Raw genomic sequence first — 20,069 nt, 5'->3', positions numbered from 1 at the left:
GGTTCCAATATGAATGTTGATGTTAGCTCCTTAGATCCAGCTTCCGTAGCCAATTATACCAAAGCTGCTTCTAGCAATCATGGGTTTGCGGATTTTTTGTTAAATATAATTCCCTCTACGGTCGTTGATGCTTTTGCCAAAGGCGATATCTTACAAGTATTATTTTTCTCAGTATTATTTGGCTTTGCTTTATCGGCACTAGGACCTCAAGGCAAAAAATTGCTAACTATTATTGAAGACATCTCACAGGTATTTTTCAAAATAATCAATATTATTATGCGCTTTGCACCACTGGGTGCTTTTGGGGCAATGGCTTTTACCATTGGTAATTATGGTTTAAAATCATTAGGTCCTTTAGCTGAACTAATGGGCACATTTTATTTAACCTGTTTACTGTTCATTTTTGTAGTTTTAGGGGCAATATCTAAATATATCGGCTTTAATATTTTAGATTTCATTACTTATATTAAAGACGAACTACTAATAGTACTTGGTACTTCCTCCTCTGAAAGCGTTTTACCGCGAATTATGCACAAGCTTGAAGATTTAGGCTGTTCTAAGTCCGTCGTAGGCTTGGTAATCCCCACCGGCTATTCCTTTAATTTAGATGGAACCTCTATCTATCTTACAATGGCGGCGTTGTTTGTCGCCCAAGCCACTAATACCGATTTAACATTATTGCAACAATTAACAATTTTAGCAGTGTTAATGCTAACTTCTAAGGGTGCTTCCGGTGTTACCGGCAGTGGCTTTGTCACCTTAGCCGCAACTTTATCAGTTGTACCAACAATCCCTGTTGCCGGACTGGCATTAATTTTGGGAATTGACCGCTTTATGTCAGAAGCCAGGGCTTTAACTAATTTAATTGGTAACGGCGTAGCAACACTGGCAATTTCAAAATGGGAAAATGAATTAAATTATGATAAGCTAAATGCAGAATTAAATGCTGACGAAGAAGACTTAGCCACAGAAAAATGCGACAATAATTAAATTGTCGCATTTTTTATACACATTTATTAAGTTGAGTTTGTTGACAACCGGGACAAATACCATAAAAATAAAACTGATGTTTTGTCAATTTATATTCCGTGCTAGCATCTATATTTTTAAGTAATGAAGTCTCTTCAATTTCAATATCATCCACTCTTTTGCACTCTGTACATTGCACATGGGAATGAGCATCGACTCTGGCATCATAACGGAAGCTATCTTCCCCGGCATTTAAAAATTGTACCAAACCAATTTGACGAAGAATCTCTACCGTTTTATATACTGTCGCCAAACTCATGGTAGGATACATCGGCTTTAATTGGTTATAAATCATTTCAGCATTAGGATGCTCCTTCGAATTTGCCAGTACTGAATATACAGCAATTCTTTGAGGCGTCACCTTAAAGCCTTGTTGCCGTAACAATTTTGTTACATACTTCTTTTCCATATTGTCCCCGCTTTCAGAAATGCCACTATCTTGCAAAAATCAGTAAAATATTGGTAGTGGATAAATATTATCTATTAGTACCATAATATTAAATTTTATAATTCATGTCAACTATTGACGACTTTTGTAGCTTGATTTTTTAAACTTATTTTTTATGATATAATAGCCTAAAATATTAAAGGTTGGTGATGAGATGGTTTTAAACGATATTTCACGTTTAATAGCCCAAGAGTTAAAGATTAAAGAGCAACAAGTCAACGCTACTATTGACTTATTAGATAGCGGTAATACTATCCCGTTTATTTCACGTTATCGTAAAGAAGTAACGGGCGAGTTAACCGAAGAACACATTCGACATATCGAAGAAAGAACACAGTATTTACGAAATTTAGTAAAACGTCAAGAAGAAATTTTAGCTAGTATCGAAGAGCAAGGTAAACTTACCCCTGAACTAACTAGTGCTATCGAAAAAAGTATTAAACTGCAAGAATTAGAAGATATTTATCTACCCTTCCGTCCGAAAAAAAGAACTAGAGCCTCCATTGCTAAAGAAAAAGGGTTAGAGCCACTAGCCGAATTAATATTAGCTCAAGATAATGCCAATAATTTAGAAGCTATCGCTACTGACTTTATTAATGCCGACCTTGAAGTTAACAGTCTCGAAGATGCTATCAACGGTGCGATGGATATTATTGCTGAGACGGTCTGTGAACAAGCACAAATTAGAGCACTAATTCGCCGTCAATTATGGCAAAAAGGACAAATTGCAACCGAATTAAATTCAGAAGATCCTGAGCTTATCAAGCCTTTTTTAATGTATGCTGAATATAGCGAAGCAGTTAACACCTTGCCCTCACACCGAATTTTGGCAATTAACCGTGGTGAAAAAAAAGATATTTTGAAAGTTAAGTTATTAACTGACCATGATAATAATATTGCCTTAATTGGTCAGCAAATTATTAAAACTACCTCTAACTTTAGTCAAACTATTATCACTGCTTTAACCGATGGCTATAAGCGATTATTATTACCATCGCTAGAGCGGGAAATTCGCACTCAATTAACAGAAAATGCCGAGCAACAAGCGATTAAAGTTTTTGGTTTAAACTTAAAGCAATTGCTACTGCAAGCGCCACTAGCCGGCTATAATGTTATGGGTCTAGATCCCGGCTATCGTACCGGTTGTAAGGTTGCGATTATCAGTCCTACCGGTGCAGTCTTAGATCACGGTGTTTTATATCTGACTGCCAGCGAGGGTGAAAAAATAAAATCCGCCGAAAAAATGTTGTCTTTAATAAAAAAACACAACGTCGGTCTAATTTCTATCGGTAATGGCACAGCTTCTTATGAAACCGAAGAGTTCACCGCTAAACTTATCAGTGATAATAATTTAGATGTTCATTATCTAATTACCAATGAAGCCGGAGCATCGGTCTACTCCGCTTCAAAATTAGCCGTAGCAGAATTACCGGACTATGATGTTACGATTAGAGGAGCTATTTCCATTGCTCGTCGCGTACAAGATCCGTTAGCAGAATTGGTTAAAATTGATCCTAAATCAATTGGCGTGGGACAATATCAACATGATGTTAATCAAAAAGAGCTCTCAGCCACTTTAGATACCGTTATTGAATCAGCGGTAAATCATGTTGGGGTAGAATTAAATACTGCCTCCAGTGAATTGTTACGCCATGTCGCTGGAGTTAATGCCACTGTTGCCAAAAACATTATATCTTTTCGTGATGAAAATGGTACCTTTAAAAATCGCAAACAATTATTAAAAGTTCCACGACTAGGGCAAGCAGCCTTTACACAATGTGCCGGCTTTTTAAGATTGGCGCAAAGTGATTACCCTCTTGATAACACACCTGTCCATCCGGAATCATATCCTTTAACCGAACAAATTTTAGCTAAGTTCGGCTTTGACATCAAGGATCTAAAAACAAAAGAGAAGTTAGTAGCCTTAAAAGAGGTAATCCAAACCGCCAATATTGAAGCTTTAGCGGAAGAATTAACAGCCGGTATCCCAACAATTCGCGATATTTTAGAGGCATTAACAAAACCTGGACGCGACCCGCGTGAGGATTTACCAGCCCCACTAACGAGAAAAAACATTGTGAAGTTATCTGACATTGTTGTTGGAACGGTGTTAAAAGGCACAGTTCACAATGTCACCGATTTTGGTGTTTTCGTTGATATCGGTATCAAAACCAACGGTCTGATTCACCGGTCTGAACTAAGTCATAAATATTTTAAGCATCCCTTAGATATAGTATCAGTTGGCGATGTTATTGATGTTATGATCATCAATGTTGAACCTGAACGCAACCGAATCGGCCTTAGCTTAAAACAAGTACCAACAGAATAAAAAAACAAGTGCAGATTATAAATAAATTCTGCACTTGTTTTTTATTGTCTATTTATTGCTTGAATTAACATATTAGCCTCATCATTGAGCATAATAATTTGTTGGTTATATTGATCAGTTAACTCTTGATTATCACGAAACAGTGAAATATTTAGATTCGCTAATAATATTGCACCTTGAATACTACTATGACAAGCAATAGCGGCAAACGTCATATCACAAATCAAAATATGAGGCGCGTTATTCAGCATTTCTTGCGCAATTTTCAACGCTTTTACGCCGGCAGTAGCAATATTAATTGGCACTGCGACAGCTTCTGCTAGAACACTGTTCCAATCATCTTTATTGCCGTCCGCACCGACCGCAGTTAACTTCGGTAAAGCATTACTTAATACTTTCGCATCTTCATCAATGTATTGTAGCAATGATTGTTGTAGCTTCTGTAAATCTTCAATATACTGCTTTAAATTATAACCTTCTTGTTGCCCCATCTCAGCCGCCATTAACAGTAAACTAACTCCGGTTGTACCTACCAAGGCTGCTCCACTGCCACCACCTGGCACATCTTTCGAGGACATCTTTTTGAAAAATTCTTTTATGCTTAAATCAATTAACATTTTTACTCCTTTTACTCAAAGAAAATAGGGTTGCTATAACAACCCTATTCAACCTCTTTTATTCTACACTAATCAGAAAATAATAATGTGGTTGCTGACCTTCATAGATTTCAACTTCTACCTCAGATAATTCCAATCTTAATTTATCAGCATATTCTTGCGCTTCATCAGCTGTCAAATTATTACCATAATATAAGCTGACAATTTCCGTCTCTTCATTTAATAATGTTTTAACAGTGTCATTTAAAACATTGCCTAACTCATCACCATATACTAAAACTTTATTACCAACAACCCCAATATGCTTGCCTTCTTTAACAACTTCACCGTCTACAATACTATCGCGCACAGCAGTAGTAATAGCTGCTGATTTAACATTTTTCATATTTTCAGTCATATTATTAACATTAGTTTCAATATCAAGTTCAGGATTAAAAACCATCAAAGCTGCCATGCCTTGTGGCGTATTAACCGTCGGAATTACTTCAACCTTATCGCCAACCAATTTTTTAACTTGAGCGGCTGATAATACAATATTGCTATTGTTTGGTAAAATTATGTATTTTTCCGCAATATCCCCATGAATCGCATCAATAAATTGCTCTACTGCCGGATTCATACTCTGCCCACCGGCAATTGTTATATCCGCCCCAAGTTCTTCCATCATTTTGCCGATACCATCACCAGCTGAAACACTGATTATTGCGATTTTCTTTAAATCTTTATTAAGGTGTGCTGACATCTTTTCATGATGTTGATCTGCCATATTATCAATTTTGATATCATGTAAAGTCCCCCAGGAAATAGCCAATTCCAAAACACTACCAGGATGATCGGTATGAATATGGACTTTTAAGACATCATCAGTCCCTGCTACCACCATTGAATCACCCATATTTTCTAAGGTTTTTCTGACTTCTTTCACCGGAACCTTTGTATTTTTCACAATAAACTCCGTACAGTACGGCCGAGCAATTTCAAAATCGGTAGTTGCTAATACCGGTTCCAATTTTAAATCAATCGCGGTTTCTGGGGCCGTAAACTCACCATCTAACCCTTGCAAACACCCTTCTAAAAATACGATTAAGCCCCTACCACCGGCATCAACAACTCCAGCAGCCTTAAGACTTGGCAATAACTCCGGCGTTTTCGCTAATTCTTCATTACCAGCTTTAATCGCCGCTTGTAGGATTTCATTAATTGGTAAATCACTCCGAACCGCACGGTGTGCACCCTTGGCAATGCCTTTGGCTACTGTTAAAATTGTGCCCTCAACTGGTTTTGAAACTGAACGATAGGCATATAATACCGCATATTGAAAAGCCTTCCCTAATTCAGAGGAACCAGCAACTTCTTTTCCGGCTAAGCCTCGACCAAGACCACGAAATATTTGTGATAAAATTACGCCAGAATTTCCTCGCGCTCCCATAATAGCACTATCAGCTGCTCTCTTACTAAGAGAACCAATACTGGTTTCCGGAGCTTGTGAAACAGCTCTGGTTACGGCTTTTAAAGTTTGTAGCATATTAGTACCGGTATCACCATCCGGCACCGGAAAAACATTTAGCCTATTAATATTTTCGTATTCCTGTAAAAAAGCATTATATGCTCCATTTATCATTTGACGATAATCAGAACCTGTAATAACTTCCTTACCATTATTCATATTGTCATCACCCATTATATCTCCTCCTGATATATCAACGCTAGCACACCAGGTCCCAAATGAGATGCCAATACTGCACCACCAGTAGTTACAGTAATCTTAGTATTAGGATAAATTTCTTGTAATTTTTCCTGGAGGGCCAAGGCTTCATCATACGCTGTAATATGTGCAATACCAATATGATCAAAGCCTTTATGCTGTGATAATTCTTCTACTATTCTGTTGATGGACTTACTGCGAGTTCTAACCTTGTCAATCACAGTAACTTTCCCTTCAGATAATTTCATTATCGGTTTTATTTGCATTATCGTGCCGAATAACGCTGATGCTCCGCCAATTCGTCCACCTTTATGTAAATACTCCAAAGTATTTGTTATTACCACCGTTTTAGTCGCCTTCGCACATTGCTCTAGCTTTTCTATTATTTCCTCAAATTCTAAACCACGCTCAACCATATCAACGGCTTTTTCGGCTAAACGCAAAATTCCAACCGCCGTTGTTCCGGAATCAATAACTTTAATATCTTTTTTATTGACCATATTAGCAGCATTAGTCGCTCCTTGAATCGTACCGCTTAAGCCCGCCGCTACTGTAATAACAATAATTTTATTGCCTGCTGCCGTAAGTTCGGTAAATAAATTCACAAACTCACCTAATGGTGGCTGTGATGTTTTCGGGAAAACTTTAGTTTCTTTTACTTTAGTAAATAATTCTTCATTAGTTATTTCATTTTCATTATATTCTTTATCGCCTAAAAATAATTTTAAAGGAACAACATGCAAATTTTCATGTTGGCTAATAAACTCGCTACCTGCATGAGCCGTACTATCAATTACAATATGTATATTACTCACAATTACCTCCAAAACTGAACATATACATTTATTGTACTAAATTTTCAACATTAAATATAGTATATTTATAATAAAATAATATATTCCTATATATTTGCTAAAAAATCAAAGGATTTTTTTATTATTATAGCGAAGTTAAAAATATTTAAAGCGTTTTATATGTAGTGAAGGAGTTATTATGGAAAAAAACTTATTATTTTCACTTGATATCGGCACTCGTAGTGTGGTGGGCATTGTTGGCGAACAAATTGGCAACAATATCAAAATAATATCCGCTGAACGAAAAGAGCATCATACCAGAGCTATGCTTGATGGGCAAATTCATGACGTGCCTGAGGTTGCAGCCGTATTAGGTCATGTGAAAAATGAACTAGAAAAAAAAGCCGGTCCTTTAACTAAAGTAGCCGTAGCAGCGGCCGGCCGAGCACTTTATACTATTAATGCTGAAGCCAGCCTTGAAGTAGCTGAGATAATAACCCGCGATGATGAATTGTCTTTAGAATTTGCTGCAATTCAAAATGCTCAACATAAATTAGCTAATTCTAATACTATTGATGATCCAACTCTTTATTATTGTGTTGGTTTTAGTACTATCAAATATACCTTAGACGGCATTCAACTCAAAACCTTGATTGGTCAACGTGGTAAATTGGCACAAATCGAAGTAATTGCCACGTTTTTACCACGCCAAGTTATTGACTCTATGCAAGCGGCTCTTGACTCCATTGGTCTAGAAATGTCAGCCATAACATTAGAGCCAATCGCAGCAATTAATGTTCTAATTCCTCAAACAATGCGTCATCTTAACTTAGCGTTAGTTGATATTGGTGCCGGAACCTCTGATGTTGCAATCACTAATAACGGAACAATCATCGGCTACGGCATGGTACCATATGCCGGTGATGAAATTACCGAAGCAATCTCGCAAAAATTTCTATTAGATTTCAATGTCGCCGAAGTTTTAAAACGCAAAATTTTAAACAGTAAGCAAAAAAAATTAAGTTTCACTGATATTTTGGGGTTAGAACATAAACTAGCACCAACAGAAATAATTGATTCTGTTATCACGGTAGTCGCTGATCTTGCCCAAGCTATCGCTAAACAAATTTTGTCGTTAAATAATTCTACTGCTCCGCAAGCAGTGTTATTAGTCGGTGGTGGAGCCTTGACACCATTATTACCAGAAGCCTTAGCTCAAGCACTAGATGTTGCTCCTAATCGCATCGCTGTGAGAACGGCTGAAGCGATTAGTGGTATTGAAAGTATCCCACCAGACTTACAAACCTCAGATGCAGTGACGCCACTAGGAATTTTAAAAATAGCCTCATCACAAAATTTAAATTTTATTAATATTAGTGTTAATAATAAAAACATTAAATTATTTAATTTGAGTAAATTAACGATAACTGACGCCCTGTTAGCCAGCGGTATTTCGATTCGTACTATGCAAGGCAAACCAGGTTTAGGAATCACACTAAAAATTAATGGTACAACCAAATTTCTCTCCGGCAGTATGGGTACACCAGCTCAATTAACGCTAAATGGTGAAAAAGCAGATTTGACCACCGAATTATCAAATAACGATGTGATAGTGGCAATCCCTGGCGTTGATGGTGCTAGCCCTAAAGTTAAAGTATCTGATTTTGTAGAATTAAAAAACAGCTACAAAATCTATATCAATAATACCGAATATATTATTAAACCTATTGTCAAAATCAATGATATTGTAACTACTGATAATAAAGCTTTAAAAGATCGCGATGAATTATATTTCAGAATGCCGAATCAACTTGGTGAAATTCTCGTTAGTGCCGGTTTTAACCCTACCAAACAAGAGTTTACTGTTATGGTAAATGGTGAAGAAAAACGCCATACACTATATCCTGAATTATTAGTTAATAATAATATTGCTTCATTATCGACTATTATCAATGAAAATGACTATATCATTATTAACTTACCGCCAGCACCTACTGTTAAGGATATCGTTAATCTTGATACCATCAATACCGGTATAAATATTTACTTCAATAATAAACCATTTAATATCGGACAAGGTGAAACCATTATTACGGTTAACAACGAAGTAGCTACCGGTGATTGCAGTATTGCTGACAATGATGTTGTTACTTACGAAACCGGTATTGTCCAAACAATTTTAATCAGCGATGTTTTGTTGGCAACCAATTATCAACCGCCGGCTCAAGCTTCAAGGATTGAAATTTTACTAAATTCATTACCGGCTGAATATACCAGCGTTGTAAAACCTGGCGATAAAATTGATGTTATTGTAACTCCATAAAAAACTGGCAGAGCCTTTAGTTAAAGCTCTGCCAGTTTTTTTATTTAAAGCCCTTTATTATTTTATCTGACCCCTATATAATTGTAGTAGGACTATTCTACCATCCATTATTTTCTAATAATTATACTAGCGAGGTGTTATAGCTATTGAAACTTAAACCTTTAAGCAAAATATATGTTTTATACGGACCACCAGCCTCAGGGAAAAAAACCCTTGCTAACTTATTGTATAAATTCGGCGTCGAAAGAGTTGTCAGCCATACTACCAGATTAAGTCGTCCCTACGAAAGAGATGGTATTGATTACTTTTTTACTGACAAAACTAACTTTTATCACCATGAACTGTTTGAGCGGATTGTCTATGATGGAAATTTTTTCGGCATCAGTCAACCAATCTTGACTAGCAAATTAAAAACCGGCAAACCAGTGGTGTTGGTAATGAATAAAAAAGGTTTAATAAAAATGAAGAACTTGTTTAAACACAGAGTTGTTTCAATTTATGTTATGTCCACCCGTCAGCAAATTATTGATCGAATTATGAAACGAGATGAAACATTAGAGTTTGCTGAAAGTAGAATTGACTATTATTACAAAAGTAATGATCCTGATGAATGGAAAGATGCTGATTTTGTCATTAAAAATTCCAATCATCTTAACAGCTGCTTAATGCAAATTTTAACGATTATGAATTTAACTGTTCTTGATAAAATTAAACTAGCCACGACGATGGAACAAAAAAATCTATTGCTTAATAAAACAACAAGACCAACTATGACAAAATAGTTGGTCTTGTTGTTTTATTTACTGTTATAATATTGTGCTACTTTTTTAAACGCAATTTTGCTAGCTAAGATAGTCTTATCAATATCTTCATCACTATGAGCACCTGACATAAAAGCTGCTTCAAATTGTGATGGTGCTAAATAAATTCCCTGCTCTAACATACTGGTAAAGTAAATATTAAAAGCAGTTAAATCTGCAGTTTTAGCACTATCATAATCATAGACTTCTTCTGCTGTGAAGAACAACCCAAACATCGAACCAGCTTGATTAAATTGCAAATTTAACCCAGCTTCTTTTGCCATTTGTTGCATCCCCATCACCAATTTTTTAGTCTTGATTGTCAATTGACGGCTATAATCAGGTTGTTTAATATTTTCCGGAATTTCCGTTAATATTTTAAACGTCGCCAGCCCTGCTGTCATAGCTAAGGGATTCCCGCTTAGTGTACCGGCTTGATAGACAGCACCAGCCGGTGAAATCATTTCCATAATTTCACGCTTTCCGCCATAGGCCCCTACCGGTAGACCACCACCAATTACTTTGCCTAAACAAGTTAAATCAGGACTAATACCATAGGCCGCTTGTGCGCCACCTAATGCTACTCTGAATCCGCACATAACTTCATCGAAAATTAATAATACGCCATGTTCTGCTGTAATTTCTCGCAACTTCCGTAAATATCCTTGTTTCGGTAGTACTAACCCCATATTACCGGCAACTGGTTCAATAATTACTGCCGCAATATCAGCACTGTGCTTAGCCAATACTTCTGTTATGATCTCAATATTATTGTATGGCACAGTAATGGTATTTTCTGCAATGCTAGTCGGTACTCCGGGACTGTCCGGCATTCCAAAAGTAGTTGCCCCTGATCCCGCTTTTACTAATAAACTGTCATGATGACCATGATAGCATCCTTCAAATTTTATGATTTTATTACGATTAGTATATGCTCTAGCTAAGCGCAAGGCACTCATCGTTGCTTCTGTGCCGGAGTTAACCATCCTGATTAATTCCATCGACGGCATTAATTCGGTAATTTGTTTAGCCAATTCCGTCTCTAATAAAGTCGGTGCACCATAACTAGTACCGTTTTGCGCTGCTTGTTGTAAGGCAGTCACAACATTGTCATGCGCATGACCAACAATCATCGGCCCCCAAGACAATACATAGTCTATATATTCATTACCATCAATATCATATATTTTACTGCCTTTAGCTTTAGCGATAAAGGGTGGTGTTATCCCTACATTGCGAAATGATCGAACCGGACTGTTAACACCGCCCGGGATATATTGTTTTGCTTCAGCAAAAGCTTCTTGTGATTTTGTTAAATCTAAATTCATTGTAATCTCCTCACTATAACTTTGCTAATAACTTGGCGGCTTCTAAAGCATGATAAGTTATGATGATATCAGCTCCTGCTCGTTTCATACTTAGTAACGTTTCCATCATCACTCTATCGCCATCAATCCAGCCTTGTTGAGCTGCCGCTTTAATCATGGCATATTCGCCACTGACATTGTAAGCTGCTACCGGTAAATTAGTATATTCTTTGACTTTAGTGATAACATCCAAATAAGATAATGCCGGCTTAACCATTATAATATCGGCACCTTCTATGGTATCTAAGTCCACTTCTTTAAAAGCTTCACGTACATTCGCTGGATCCATTTGATAAGAACGACGATCACCAAATTTCGGTGCAGAATTAACAGCTTCACGAAACGGACCGTAATAAGCTGACGCATATTTTACAGTATAAGACATTATCGAAACATTATCATAGCCCTTATCATCTAAGGCTTGGCGAATTGCTAAAACTCTACCATCCATCATGTCAGAAGGTGCTACAATATCCGCTCCCGCCTCCGCTTGACTAACAGCCACCTTTGCCAATAATGGTAAAGTTTCATCATTAGTGACATAATTATCTTTAATCAAGCCACAATGCCCATGACTAGTATATTGACACAAGCAAACATCGCTAACCACAGTTAGTGCTGGTAGAGCTTTTTTTATCGCCATTATCGCCTGTTGTACCGGACTACTCATAGCCCAGGCACTTGAACCTTGTTCATCTTTATATTCCGGCAAACCAAACACTTCTACCGCTGTAATACCCAGCGAATAAGCTTCTTTAGCCGTTTCAACTGCTTGATCTACCGATAAGTGATAGCACTCTGGCAAGCTCGTTATTTCTTTTTTAATATTTTTTCCGGGAACAATAAATAACGGATAGACAAAATCATCAGGTGTAATTATTGTTTCTCGAACCAAACTACGTATTCCCTCAGAACTTCTCATGCGTCTTGGTCGTAATAACATTTTCTTACCTCCGAAATTTCTTATTTTTTCTCCAGTATCTTCAAAACAATTTCAGTTAAGCCCTCAATAGTATAGTCTGTTGCTATATCATTAGTTGCAATGTCATTATCGCTACAAGTCTTGGCCGTAATTGGACCAATGCAAGCGGTTTTACAACTATTGATCAATTTTTTCGCCTCAGGTCCTAACATCTCTATTAAATTAGTTACTGTCGAGGAACTGGTAAAAGTAATCAAGTCAATTTCCTGATTCTCTATTTTAGCAATAATATCAGCTTTATCAGCATCACCAATTACTGTTTGATAAGCAGTCGCTACATCAACTATCGCTCCTAATTCTCTAAGTTTTTGCGGTAAAACTTCCCGTGCAACTTTAGCTCGTGGTATCAAGACCTTATCACCGGTTTGAACCATAGCTTTAATAGCTTCAACAATTCCTTCCGCCACAAATTCCACTGGTACAATATCAGCAATAATCCCTTGATTTCTTAAGGCTTGAGCTGTCGCAACACCAATTGCCACAACTTTCGCATTAATAACTCGGCTATCTTTACCTTGCTCCTGCAATCTATTAAAGAAGTATTCTACACCATTCGCACTGGTGAAAATTAACCACTGATAATCAGCAATTTGATTAATAGCATTGTCTAGTTCAGCATAGGAATCAGGATCGGTAATTTTTATTACCGGAGCTTCAATACATTTTGCACCTAAATTTTCTAATTTAAAAGTCAACGCACTAGCTTGTTCTCTAGCTCTGGTCACCAATACAGTTTTACCAAACAGCGGTTTATTGTCAAACCATGCTAAGTGTTCTCTTAAGTTAACAACATCACCTACGATAAAAATAGCCGGCGGTTTCATTTTTTTAGTTGCTACAGCTGTCGCCGCTTCCCCTACCGTAGTTACTAATACTTCTTGCTCTAGTTTAGTACCCCATCTGATAACAGCCGCCGGAGTTTCCGCACTACGACCATTTTCAATTAATTTGCTGGTAATATGCGGTAGATTTTCTACCCCCATTAAGAATACTAAGGTATCAACACCGGTCGCTAATTTATCCCACTTCATGTTGGACTTAGCTTTGGTAGGATCTTCATGTCCGGTTATAACGGCAAACGATGTCGCTACGCCTCGATGCGTAACCGGAATTCCAGCATAGGCCGGTACGGAAATAGCCGAAGTTATGCCCGGAACAATTTCAAACGGAATTTTGTTTTCTACCAATAAAAGAGCTTCTTCGCCACCACGACCAAAAACAAACGGGTCTCCGCCTTTTAATCTTACAACAACCTTACCTTCTTTGGCTTTATCAACCAATAACTGATTTATATCTTCTTGCTTCATTGTATGATTACTAGAAGCTTTCCCAACATATATTAACTCAACATTTTTCTTAGCATAACTTAGCAGACGATCATCGGCCAATCTATCATACACAATAGTATCCGCTTCTTTTATACAATCGCAAGCCTTAACACTGATTAAACGATAGTCTCCCGGACCTGCTCCAACTAAATAAACAATTCCCATAATATCCTCCTAAATATAAACGCATTAATGATCTAATACCAGATTAGATTTTTAATGCGTCGTTATTACATACAACCTAAGTCAGTCATAATTTTTAAGCCGCCGGCCGCTAGCATTTTTCTTGCTAGTTCTTCCCCTAAAAACTCTGCTGTTTTGGTCTCACCTTTTATTTTATCTCTAATAATTGTTTTGCCATCAACCGTAGCAATAACAGCCTCTAATTCCAATAAATCATTTTCAACAGTCCCATAGACACCCACTGGTACTTGGCAACCACCTTCTACTGTTCGTAAAAAAGCTCGTTCGCCGGTAGTAGCATAAAAACTATCAGTATTATTTAGAAAGGCTAGCAGTTCATGCATAACAGTATCATCAGCTCTGGTTTCAATCGCTAAAGCCCCTTGTCCCACTGCTGGTAAACAGATTTGTTGTGGAATAATTTGCGTTATTTTTTCTTCCCAGCCCAATCTTTTCAAGCCGGCTGCCGCTAATACAATCCCGTCTAAATTTTCACTAATTAATTTATTTAAGCGAGTATCAACATTCCCGCGTAAATCACTGATTTGTAAATCCGGACGATAACTTAATAGCTGCGCTTTACGGCGCAAGCTGGAGGTACCTATTTTAGCACCATGTGGTAAATCATCTAAAGTTTTATATGTTGGTGCTACCAACGCATCTCCGGGATCAACGCGCTTAGTAATTGCCGCTAATATTAAACCTTCCGGTAATACGGTCGGCATATCTTTCAGACTATGTACCGCTAAATCAATTTCTCCCGATAACATCGCTACTTCCAATTCCTTGGTGAATAGACCTTTCCCGCCAATTTTAGCTAATGGAACATCTAAAATTTTATCACCGGTAGTCATAATATGTTTTATTTCTACAATTAAACCTTGATACTGATTGCGTAAGCAATCCGCAATATGATGAGCCTGCCATAACGCCAGCTTACTGCTGCGCGTACCGATAATTATTTTTTCTTTCACTGTTTCTTGTCTCCCCTATAGTCTCTAACTTAAATAAATCAGCAATCGCATCCATATAATATTGCTCATTACCGGTGCCGGCAGCACCATTAATCCTAACCATCGGATCACGCAATATTTTTCTAATAATCATTTTAGACATACTTTCCATGATCTTTTTCTGCTCCGCTGGTAAATCCGGTAATTTGGTAAGAGCACGTTTCATTTCACGCTGTCTGATTCGTTCTGCTTTATCGGTTAATAAGGCCATAATTGGTCTAAACGATAAATATTTAAATTTATTAACTAAATCTTCTACTTCTTCATTAACTATTTTCGTCGCCGCTTTTGCTTCTTGTTCCCGAACTTTAATATTACTATCAACAACTGTTTCTAAGTCATCAATATTATATAAGGTAACACCACTAATTCCCGCAACCTCCGGCTCAACATCGCGTGGCACGGCAATATCAATAAAAATAATCGACTTGCCTTTACGCTTTTTCATCAAACTAGCAGTATCCCACGCATTAACAATATAATGTGGGGCACCAGTTGAAGTTATTACAATATCAGTTTCAAGCGCTGACTTCATAAAGTTTTCAAAGATTACCGGTTTACCATTAATTTTTTCCGCCAATGCCACCGCTTTTTCATATTTTCGGTTAGATACAAAAACATTGGCAACACCACTATCCACCAAATGCTTTGCCGTCAACTCACCCATTTGTCCGGCTCCAAGCAACAATACATTAATATTTGTTAAATCACCTAATACACTTTTCGCCAATTCTACCGCAGCATAACTTACTGAAACCGCACTATAGGCAATTCTGGTCTCAGTGCGGACTCTTTTACCAACAGCAATCGCTCGATGAAATAAAGTATTAAGCACTGTACTAGTCGCACCAATGTCTTTTGCTACCGCATAAGCTTTTTTTACTTGGCTTAAAATTTGTCCTTCACCAATAACCAGTGAATCCAAACTTGCCGCTACACGAAACAGGTGCTTAATACAGGCTTCGCCACAATGATAGAAAAAATATTCCTCTGCTTGATCAGTCTCAGAAGATAAATCAGAAAAAAAGTCTAGCAATACTGCTAGTGCCTCTTCCGGATCATCAACTACCGCATATATTTCCGTACGATTACAGGTTGAAAGAATAACTCCTTCATGAATATCATCAGCTTTGTTAATATGTCTTAACGCAATGCGAACTTGTTCTTCGGAAAAAGAGAAACACTCTCTAATTCCAACTGGTGCTGTTTTATGATTTAGCCCCAAAACTACCAATTGCATCTTTTATCTTAGCCTCCGCCTCATCTAACTTACCTTCTTTCAATAAGGTAAGTATGTCTTTATTAAGATTATCTCGCCAAAAACATTCTCGTTCCTTGCTGGTTTTAACCTTAGTTTTCAGTTCTTGACGATATTTTGCTATCAAGTTTAAAAAATAACCGTATTCTTCACCATATATTAAACTTAATTCTGCTTTTATTTGTTTAGCAACCGCCGGACTCTTACCATTGGTGGAAACAGTTAACAGTAAATCATTTCTTCTGATAACTGCCGGAACAGTAAAATTGCTGTCAGTACTATCATCTATTACATTAAACAATAAACCCAGGCTCTCTGCTTCTTCAGCAATCATTTTATTAACTGCTTTGTTATTTGTCGCACAAATAACTAAAAAGCAACCTTTAATATCGCCTGCTTGATAATCTCTCGCTATATAATTAATTTTTTGGTTATCAATTAATGTCTGTATGATACTTGTGACCTGTGGGCTAATAACAAGCACCTGGGCCTGCGCTACTAATAACGATTTTATTTTACGGGTGGCAATAATACCACCACCAATCACAACACATTTTTTATCCTTAATATTAAGGTTTATCGGATAAAAAACCATTTTTAACCACCCCTTTGTCCTCAGAGGCTTGATACTAGTTAATAATATAACTTTTTCAAGATATTTTCTATATATTTTGAAATTTTTTTGAAAATGCTCCAGTTTTTTAACTGGAGCATTTATAACTTATTTACCTAAATAATCTTTACCTATAACCACTGTTGCTTGTGGAGTAGTAGAATCATCTTTATTAATCTGTAAAGAATAGTTAAACGGCAAGCCTGAGAATTTTCCGGTAACAGCTTCATCTGACGTGTTACTAATAACAACGGTATTTTTATAACCGGCGGTTAAATTAGAAACTCCGGTAACAGTAAAGCCCATTCCTCTCAAAGTGGCGGCAACCTCACTGCCAACACCATCAGAACCACTGGCATTAATAATCTCTACCATAATCGGTCCTTGTTTCTCCTTCGCTACGTCCTTTGAATCTTTAGCCGCTGTAGTTTTTTTATTTTTCTCTAGCTCTTTCTTTTTATCAGCTTCTATTTCTTCTTTTGTTTTTTGTTTTGGATCAGGCGGAGTGTCAATAACCTTCATCTCTTTCGGTATTGAAGACTCATATTCGCGCGCTTGTTCTTTCATAATAACAGCCGCTTTTTCATTAATTTTAACACCTAAACTTTGTGCTAAGTGTTGTCTTAACGCTACTACATCCGGTAGCCAATAACTAATATCATCAATATAAGCCGGTTTCCCTGGAACCATATCCGCAGTTAACCCTTTTTCATTGGCTTCTTTAACCATTCCAGCAATGCTGATCATTTGACTAATTGATAAATTAGTATCAATTGCTGAATTAACTTCTTGAATAATACTTGGAATTTTGGTAATAATACTTGGACTAGCAATTTTAGTCAATACTGCCGCCAAAAACTTTTGTTGTCGGGCAATTCGGCCAATGTCGCCTTCTTCATCACGATAACGCACATACTGTATCGCTTTTGAACCATCCATATGCTGTTCGCCCGGTCTAATATCAATTACTAAGCCCCCATTATCATCATAGGGATCTTCATAATACATTCTTTTATCAACATTAATATCAATCCCACCGATAGCATCGATAATTCTTTCAAAAGCTTTCGTATCAATTTTGACATAATAATCGATTGGTATTCCTAATAGATCTTCTACCACTTCTTGTGATAATTTTCTACCACCAAACGCATAAGCATGATTAATTTTATCATAGCTATGCCCCGGTATCTTAACTCTGGTATCGCGCGGAATTGATAAGACCGATACATTTTTGGTTTTAGTATCAACAGTAGCAACAAATAAAGTATCAGAACGTCCGACATCATCTTGTCGATGATCAACGCCTAGCACCATAATATTTATTTTTCCTTGTGCCACCATCATCCCATCAGTGCGTTTCGTATTAGATAACTTTGAGTCAAACCAACAATAAGCTCCAACTACTACTGCTGTAAATAATACCAACAGTATCATCCCTACTAATATTCTTTTGTTGCGCAATTTTCGCTGTCTTACTACTCTATCTTGTAATTGCCCCATTGATACACCTGCTTTTAAAGTAAACACAAACCTTAATCTTAGTCTAACTAACATAAAGAAAGCATTTTAATTTTATATAATATCAAACACCGTTCAGTATATCAAATTTTCCTTTATTTCGCAATATTTATTAACCTTTCTCAAGCATCATCACTATTAATTTTATTTGAGTTTTATAATAATAAAATAAGCAATATATACTATGTATACTGACTATTTTTTTGTTATAATATAAGCATAAAGTTTTATTAATCCCCTATTAATAAATAAATTACCTTCATTGCTATAATGGCTTACTATTTTTAGAGAGGATTCTCATCATGCAAAAAATATCTATTGCAAATTTACAGCCGGGCATGATTGTGGCTAAAAACATTTATGATGCTGATGCCAATCTTTTGCTAAGTAAAGATATTGTATTAACTGAGCGCTATATTGAAAGACTAAAGACCATGAGTCTTTCAGCAATATATATCGCAACCAAGGATCCTCACAATAATATTATTTATCCAGAGGATATTTTGCGAGAGCAAACAAGATTAAAAGCTATTAAAAGCATCAGTAATACGTTCCAAAAATGTTTATGTAAGAAAAAACTTGATGTCGATGCCGTTAGTGAAGTAACTCAAGATATTATCGACGAAATCATGCAAAGCAGATCGCGAATGATTCAGCTGACAAATATTATGTCCTTTGATGAATATACCTTTTCGCATTCTGTTAATGTTTGCGCTATTGCCACTTTGTTGGGTGTAATTAGTGATTATAGTCCAAAACGCTTAACTGAACTAGCCCTAGGGGCAATTCTTCATGATATTGGAAAAATTAAAATACCTTTATCTATTTTAAATAAAAAAGATCGCTTAACTGACGAAGAAATGCTGGTTATGAAGAAGCATTCAGAGTATGGGTTTGATTTATTAAGAGCAACCAGTCACTTATCAGTTGTACCGATGCACGTTGCCTTTCAACATCATGAAAATTTCAATGGCACCGGTTATCCCCGTGGTTTAAAGCAAACACGAATCCACGAGTATGCTCGTATCGTAGCTATTGCGGATGTATATGATGCTATTACTACTGATCGGCCATATCAAAAAGCACGAACGCCACATCAAGCTTATGAAATAATGCTTGCTGATTCAGGAAATAAGTTCGACACCTCGCTATTAGAAGTATTTTTTGAAAATTTAGCGATTTTTCCGGTGGGCTCTTTCGTTTTATTAAATAATAATTTTTATGCAATGGTTATAGAAATTCCTGAAGGTCTCTCTTTTACCCCTATAATAAAAGTTATTGCTAAACCAAATAAAACCTTTTTAAAGGAAGACTTATATATTGATTTAAAAGAATATGCCTCAATTTATATTACAAGAAATTTAACCGAAGAAGAAACTTTATCACTTTTTGGCAAGTCCGATTATTTTGTAAAAGAACATAACGCTTAATATGGCTTCATAATGAAATAACTTAGCGGATAAAATATCCTCAAAGGAGTGTATTATTATGATAGATAAGAATTTATGCCCTCAACCGTTAGATGGTAAAGCCGTTCTCTTAATCGAACAGGCGATTTACAGTTCACCCACGAGGAAGATTATTCTTACCGTAAATAATTCTACTTATCAGATTTCATTAGAAGGAAACTGGTTCAAGTTTTCCGAACTAAATAAAAAAAATAATGTTAAAAAATCATTTATCTTCAAGACTTTATCAGAAATCTATAATAATTTCATTCATAATACCAACTGGGCTATCCCCGTTGAAACAACCTAAA

At 36.5% G+C, this 20,069-nt stretch carries 17 protein-coding genes; 6 read left to right on the top strand and 11 right to left on the bottom strand.

From position 1 onward, the window contains the following. A partial coding sequence (dctA, locus tag KBI38_05495; protein ID MBP8629515.1) for a C4-dicarboxylate transporter DctA occupies window positions 1-990 on the top strand: 990 nt, incomplete at its 5' end. Window positions 991-1,003: 13 nt separating this feature from the next. Here the strand turns inward: dctA and KBI38_05490 are convergent. Beyond that, window positions 1,004-1,438 carry a transcriptional repressor gene (locus KBI38_05490; GenBank protein MBP8629514.1) on the bottom strand — a complete coding sequence of 145 codons (435 nt, stop codon included), beginning with the start codon at window positions 1,436-1,438 and terminating at the stop codon, window positions 1,004-1,006. A gap of 193 nt (window positions 1,439-1,631) precedes the next feature. On the opposite strand from KBI38_05490, the gene KBI38_05485 reads away from it, so the two are divergent. Next, a complete protein-coding gene (locus KBI38_05485; GenBank protein ID MBP8629513.1) occupies window positions 1,632-3,806 on the top strand; it encodes an RNA-binding transcriptional accessory protein in 2,175 nt (724 codons plus the stop codon). 41 nt (window positions 3,807-3,847) lie between these two features. Here the strand turns inward: KBI38_05485 and KBI38_05480 are convergent, their stop codons facing one another. The 3 genes from KBI38_05480 to KBI38_05470 are packed head-to-tail and all read right to left on the bottom strand — an operon-like array spanning window position 3,848 to window position 6,943. Further along, the gene (locus tag KBI38_05480; protein ID MBP8629512.1) at window positions 3,848-4,423 is read right to left on the bottom strand and encodes a cyclodeaminase/cyclohydrolase family protein; all 576 of its coding nucleotides are present in this window, start codon (window positions 4,421-4,423) and stop codon (window positions 3,848-3,850) included. A gap of 58 nt (window positions 4,424-4,481) precedes the next feature. After that, a complete protein-coding gene (locus KBI38_05475; GenBank protein ID MBP8629511.1) occupies window positions 4,482-6,089 on the bottom strand; it encodes a DAK2 domain-containing protein in 1,608 nt (535 codons plus the stop codon). A 14-nt stretch (window positions 6,090-6,103) separates the two neighbouring features. Beyond that, window positions 6,104-6,943: a DegV family protein gene (locus tag KBI38_05470; protein ID MBP8629510.1), complete on the bottom strand. Its 840-nt coding sequence runs from the start codon at window positions 6,941-6,943 to the stop codon at window positions 6,104-6,106. A 178-nt stretch (window positions 6,944-7,121) separates the two neighbouring features. Here KBI38_05470 and KBI38_05465 point away from each other — a divergent pair, with 178 nt between their 5' ends. Together KBI38_05465 and KBI38_05460 are read left to right on the top strand one after the other, a co-directional pair. Beyond that, window positions 7,122-9,245, top strand: a complete 2,124-nt coding sequence (locus KBI38_05465) for a rod shape-determining protein (protein ID MBP8629509.1) — start codon at window positions 7,122-7,124, stop codon at window positions 9,243-9,245. 146 nt (window positions 9,246-9,391) lie between these two features. Next, window positions 9,392-10,027 carry a hypothetical protein gene (locus KBI38_05460; protein MBP8629508.1) on the top strand — a complete coding sequence of 212 codons (636 nt, stop codon included), beginning with the start codon at window positions 9,392-9,394 and terminating at the stop codon, window positions 10,025-10,027. A gap of 14 nt (window positions 10,028-10,041) precedes the next feature. Here the strand turns inward: KBI38_05460 and hemL are convergent, their stop codons facing one another. The 7 genes from hemL to KBI38_05425 all read right to left on the bottom strand — a co-directional run bounded on the left by hemL (window position 10,042) and on the right by KBI38_05425 (window position 18,292). Next, entirely contained in the window at window positions 10,042-11,373 is a 1,332-nt protein-coding gene (hemL, locus tag KBI38_05455; GenBank protein MBP8629507.1) for a glutamate-1-semialdehyde 2,1-aminomutase, read from the bottom strand. Between the two features lie 13 nt (window positions 11,374-11,386). Continuing rightward, the gene (gene hemB, locus KBI38_05450; GenBank protein MBP8629506.1) at window positions 11,387-12,355 is read right to left on the bottom strand and encodes a porphobilinogen synthase; all 969 of its coding nucleotides are present in this window, start codon (window positions 12,353-12,355) and stop codon (window positions 11,387-11,389) included. A 20-nt stretch (window positions 12,356-12,375) separates the two neighbouring features. Then, window positions 12,376-13,887: a uroporphyrinogen-III C-methyltransferase gene (cobA, locus tag KBI38_05445; GenBank protein ID MBP8629505.1), complete on the bottom strand. Its 1,512-nt coding sequence runs from the start codon at window positions 13,885-13,887 to the stop codon at window positions 12,376-12,378. A 65-nt stretch (window positions 13,888-13,952) separates the two neighbouring features. Next, window positions 13,953-14,879, bottom strand: a complete 927-nt coding sequence (hemC, locus tag KBI38_05440) for a hydroxymethylbilane synthase (protein ID MBP8629504.1) — start codon at window positions 14,877-14,879, stop codon at window positions 13,953-13,955. Beyond that, on the bottom strand, window positions 14,842-16,158 hold the full coding sequence (locus KBI38_05435) for a glutamyl-tRNA reductase (protein MBP8629503.1): 1,317 nt from the start codon (window positions 16,156-16,158) through the stop codon (window positions 14,842-14,844). The genes hemC and KBI38_05435 overlap by 38 nt, the downstream gene beginning before the upstream one ends. After that, on the bottom strand, window positions 16,127-16,771 hold the full coding sequence (locus KBI38_05430) for a bifunctional precorrin-2 dehydrogenase/sirohydrochlorin ferrochelatase (GenBank protein ID MBP8629502.1): 645 nt from the start codon (window positions 16,769-16,771) through the stop codon (window positions 16,127-16,129). Before KBI38_05430 ends, KBI38_05435 begins: the two co-directional genes overlap by 32 nt. A gap of 126 nt (window positions 16,772-16,897) precedes the next feature. Further along, window positions 16,898-18,292, bottom strand: a complete 1,395-nt coding sequence (locus KBI38_05425) for an LCP family protein (GenBank protein MBP8629501.1) — start codon at window positions 18,290-18,292, stop codon at window positions 16,898-16,900. A 320-nt stretch (window positions 18,293-18,612) separates the two neighbouring features. Between KBI38_05425 and KBI38_05420 the strand changes: the two genes are divergently transcribed. Continuing rightward, window positions 18,613-19,740, top strand: a complete 1,128-nt coding sequence (locus KBI38_05420) for an HD-GYP domain-containing protein (protein MBP8629500.1) — start codon at window positions 18,613-18,615, stop codon at window positions 19,738-19,740. Between the two features lie 58 nt (window positions 19,741-19,798). Beyond that, the gene (locus KBI38_05415; GenBank protein ID MBP8629499.1) at window positions 19,799-20,068 is read left to right on the top strand and encodes a hypothetical protein; all 270 of its coding nucleotides are present in this window, start codon (window positions 19,799-19,801) and stop codon (window positions 20,066-20,068) included. The last annotated feature ends 1 nt before the right edge of the window (window position 20,069 follow it).

Source organism: Negativicutes bacterium, assembly GCA_018052945.1.
Taxonomy (GTDB): Bacteria; Bacillota; Negativicutes; order JAGPMH01; family JAGPMH01; genus JAGPMH01.
This window is presented reverse-complemented; position numbering and strand designations above follow the sequence as displayed.

What these genes read in the sequence shown, in the direction of transcription:
- KBI38_05485 (MBP8629513.1), top strand. Translation starts at nt 1,632, where the DNA reads ATGGTTTTAAACGATATTTCACGTTTAATAGCCCAAGAGTTAAAGATT.
- KBI38_05475 (MBP8629511.1), bottom strand. Translation starts at nt 6,089, where the DNA reads ATGAATAATGGTAAGGAAGTTATTACAGGTTCTGATTATCGTCAAATG.
- hemL (MBP8629507.1), bottom strand. Translation starts at nt 11,373, where the DNA reads ATGAATTTAGATTTAACAAAATCACAAGAAGCTTTTGCTGAAGCAAAA.
- KBI38_05465 (MBP8629509.1), top strand. Translation starts at nt 7,122, where the DNA reads ATGGAAAAAAACTTATTATTTTCACTTGATATCGGCACTCGTAGTGTG.
- KBI38_05430 (MBP8629502.1), bottom strand. Translation starts at nt 16,771, where the DNA reads ATGGTTTTTTATCCGATAAACCTTAATATTAAGGATAAAAAATGTGTT.
- KBI38_05435 (MBP8629503.1), bottom strand. Translation starts at nt 16,158, where the DNA reads ATGCAATTGGTAGTTTTGGGGCTAAATCATAAAACAGCACCAGTTGGA.
- KBI38_05480 (MBP8629512.1), bottom strand. Translation starts at nt 4,423, where the DNA reads ATGTTAATTGATTTAAGCATAAAAGAATTTTTCAAAAAGATGTCCTCG.
- KBI38_05415 (MBP8629499.1), top strand. Translation starts at nt 19,799, where the DNA reads ATGATAGATAAGAATTTATGCCCTCAACCGTTAGATGGTAAAGCCGTT.
- KBI38_05420 (MBP8629500.1), top strand. Translation starts at nt 18,613, where the DNA reads ATGCAAAAAATATCTATTGCAAATTTACAGCCGGGCATGATTGTGGCT.
- KBI38_05425 (MBP8629501.1), bottom strand. Translation starts at nt 18,292, where the DNA reads ATGGGGCAATTACAAGATAGAGTAGTAAGACAGCGAAAATTGCGCAAC.
- hemB (MBP8629506.1), bottom strand. Translation starts at nt 12,355, where the DNA reads ATGTTATTACGACCAAGACGCATGAGAAGTTCTGAGGGAATACGTAGT.
- KBI38_05490 (MBP8629514.1), bottom strand. Translation starts at nt 1,438, where the DNA reads ATGGAAAAGAAGTATGTAACAAAATTGTTACGGCAACAAGGCTTTAAG.
- cobA (MBP8629505.1), bottom strand. Translation starts at nt 13,887, where the DNA reads ATGGGAATTGTTTATTTAGTTGGAGCAGGTCCGGGAGACTATCGTTTA.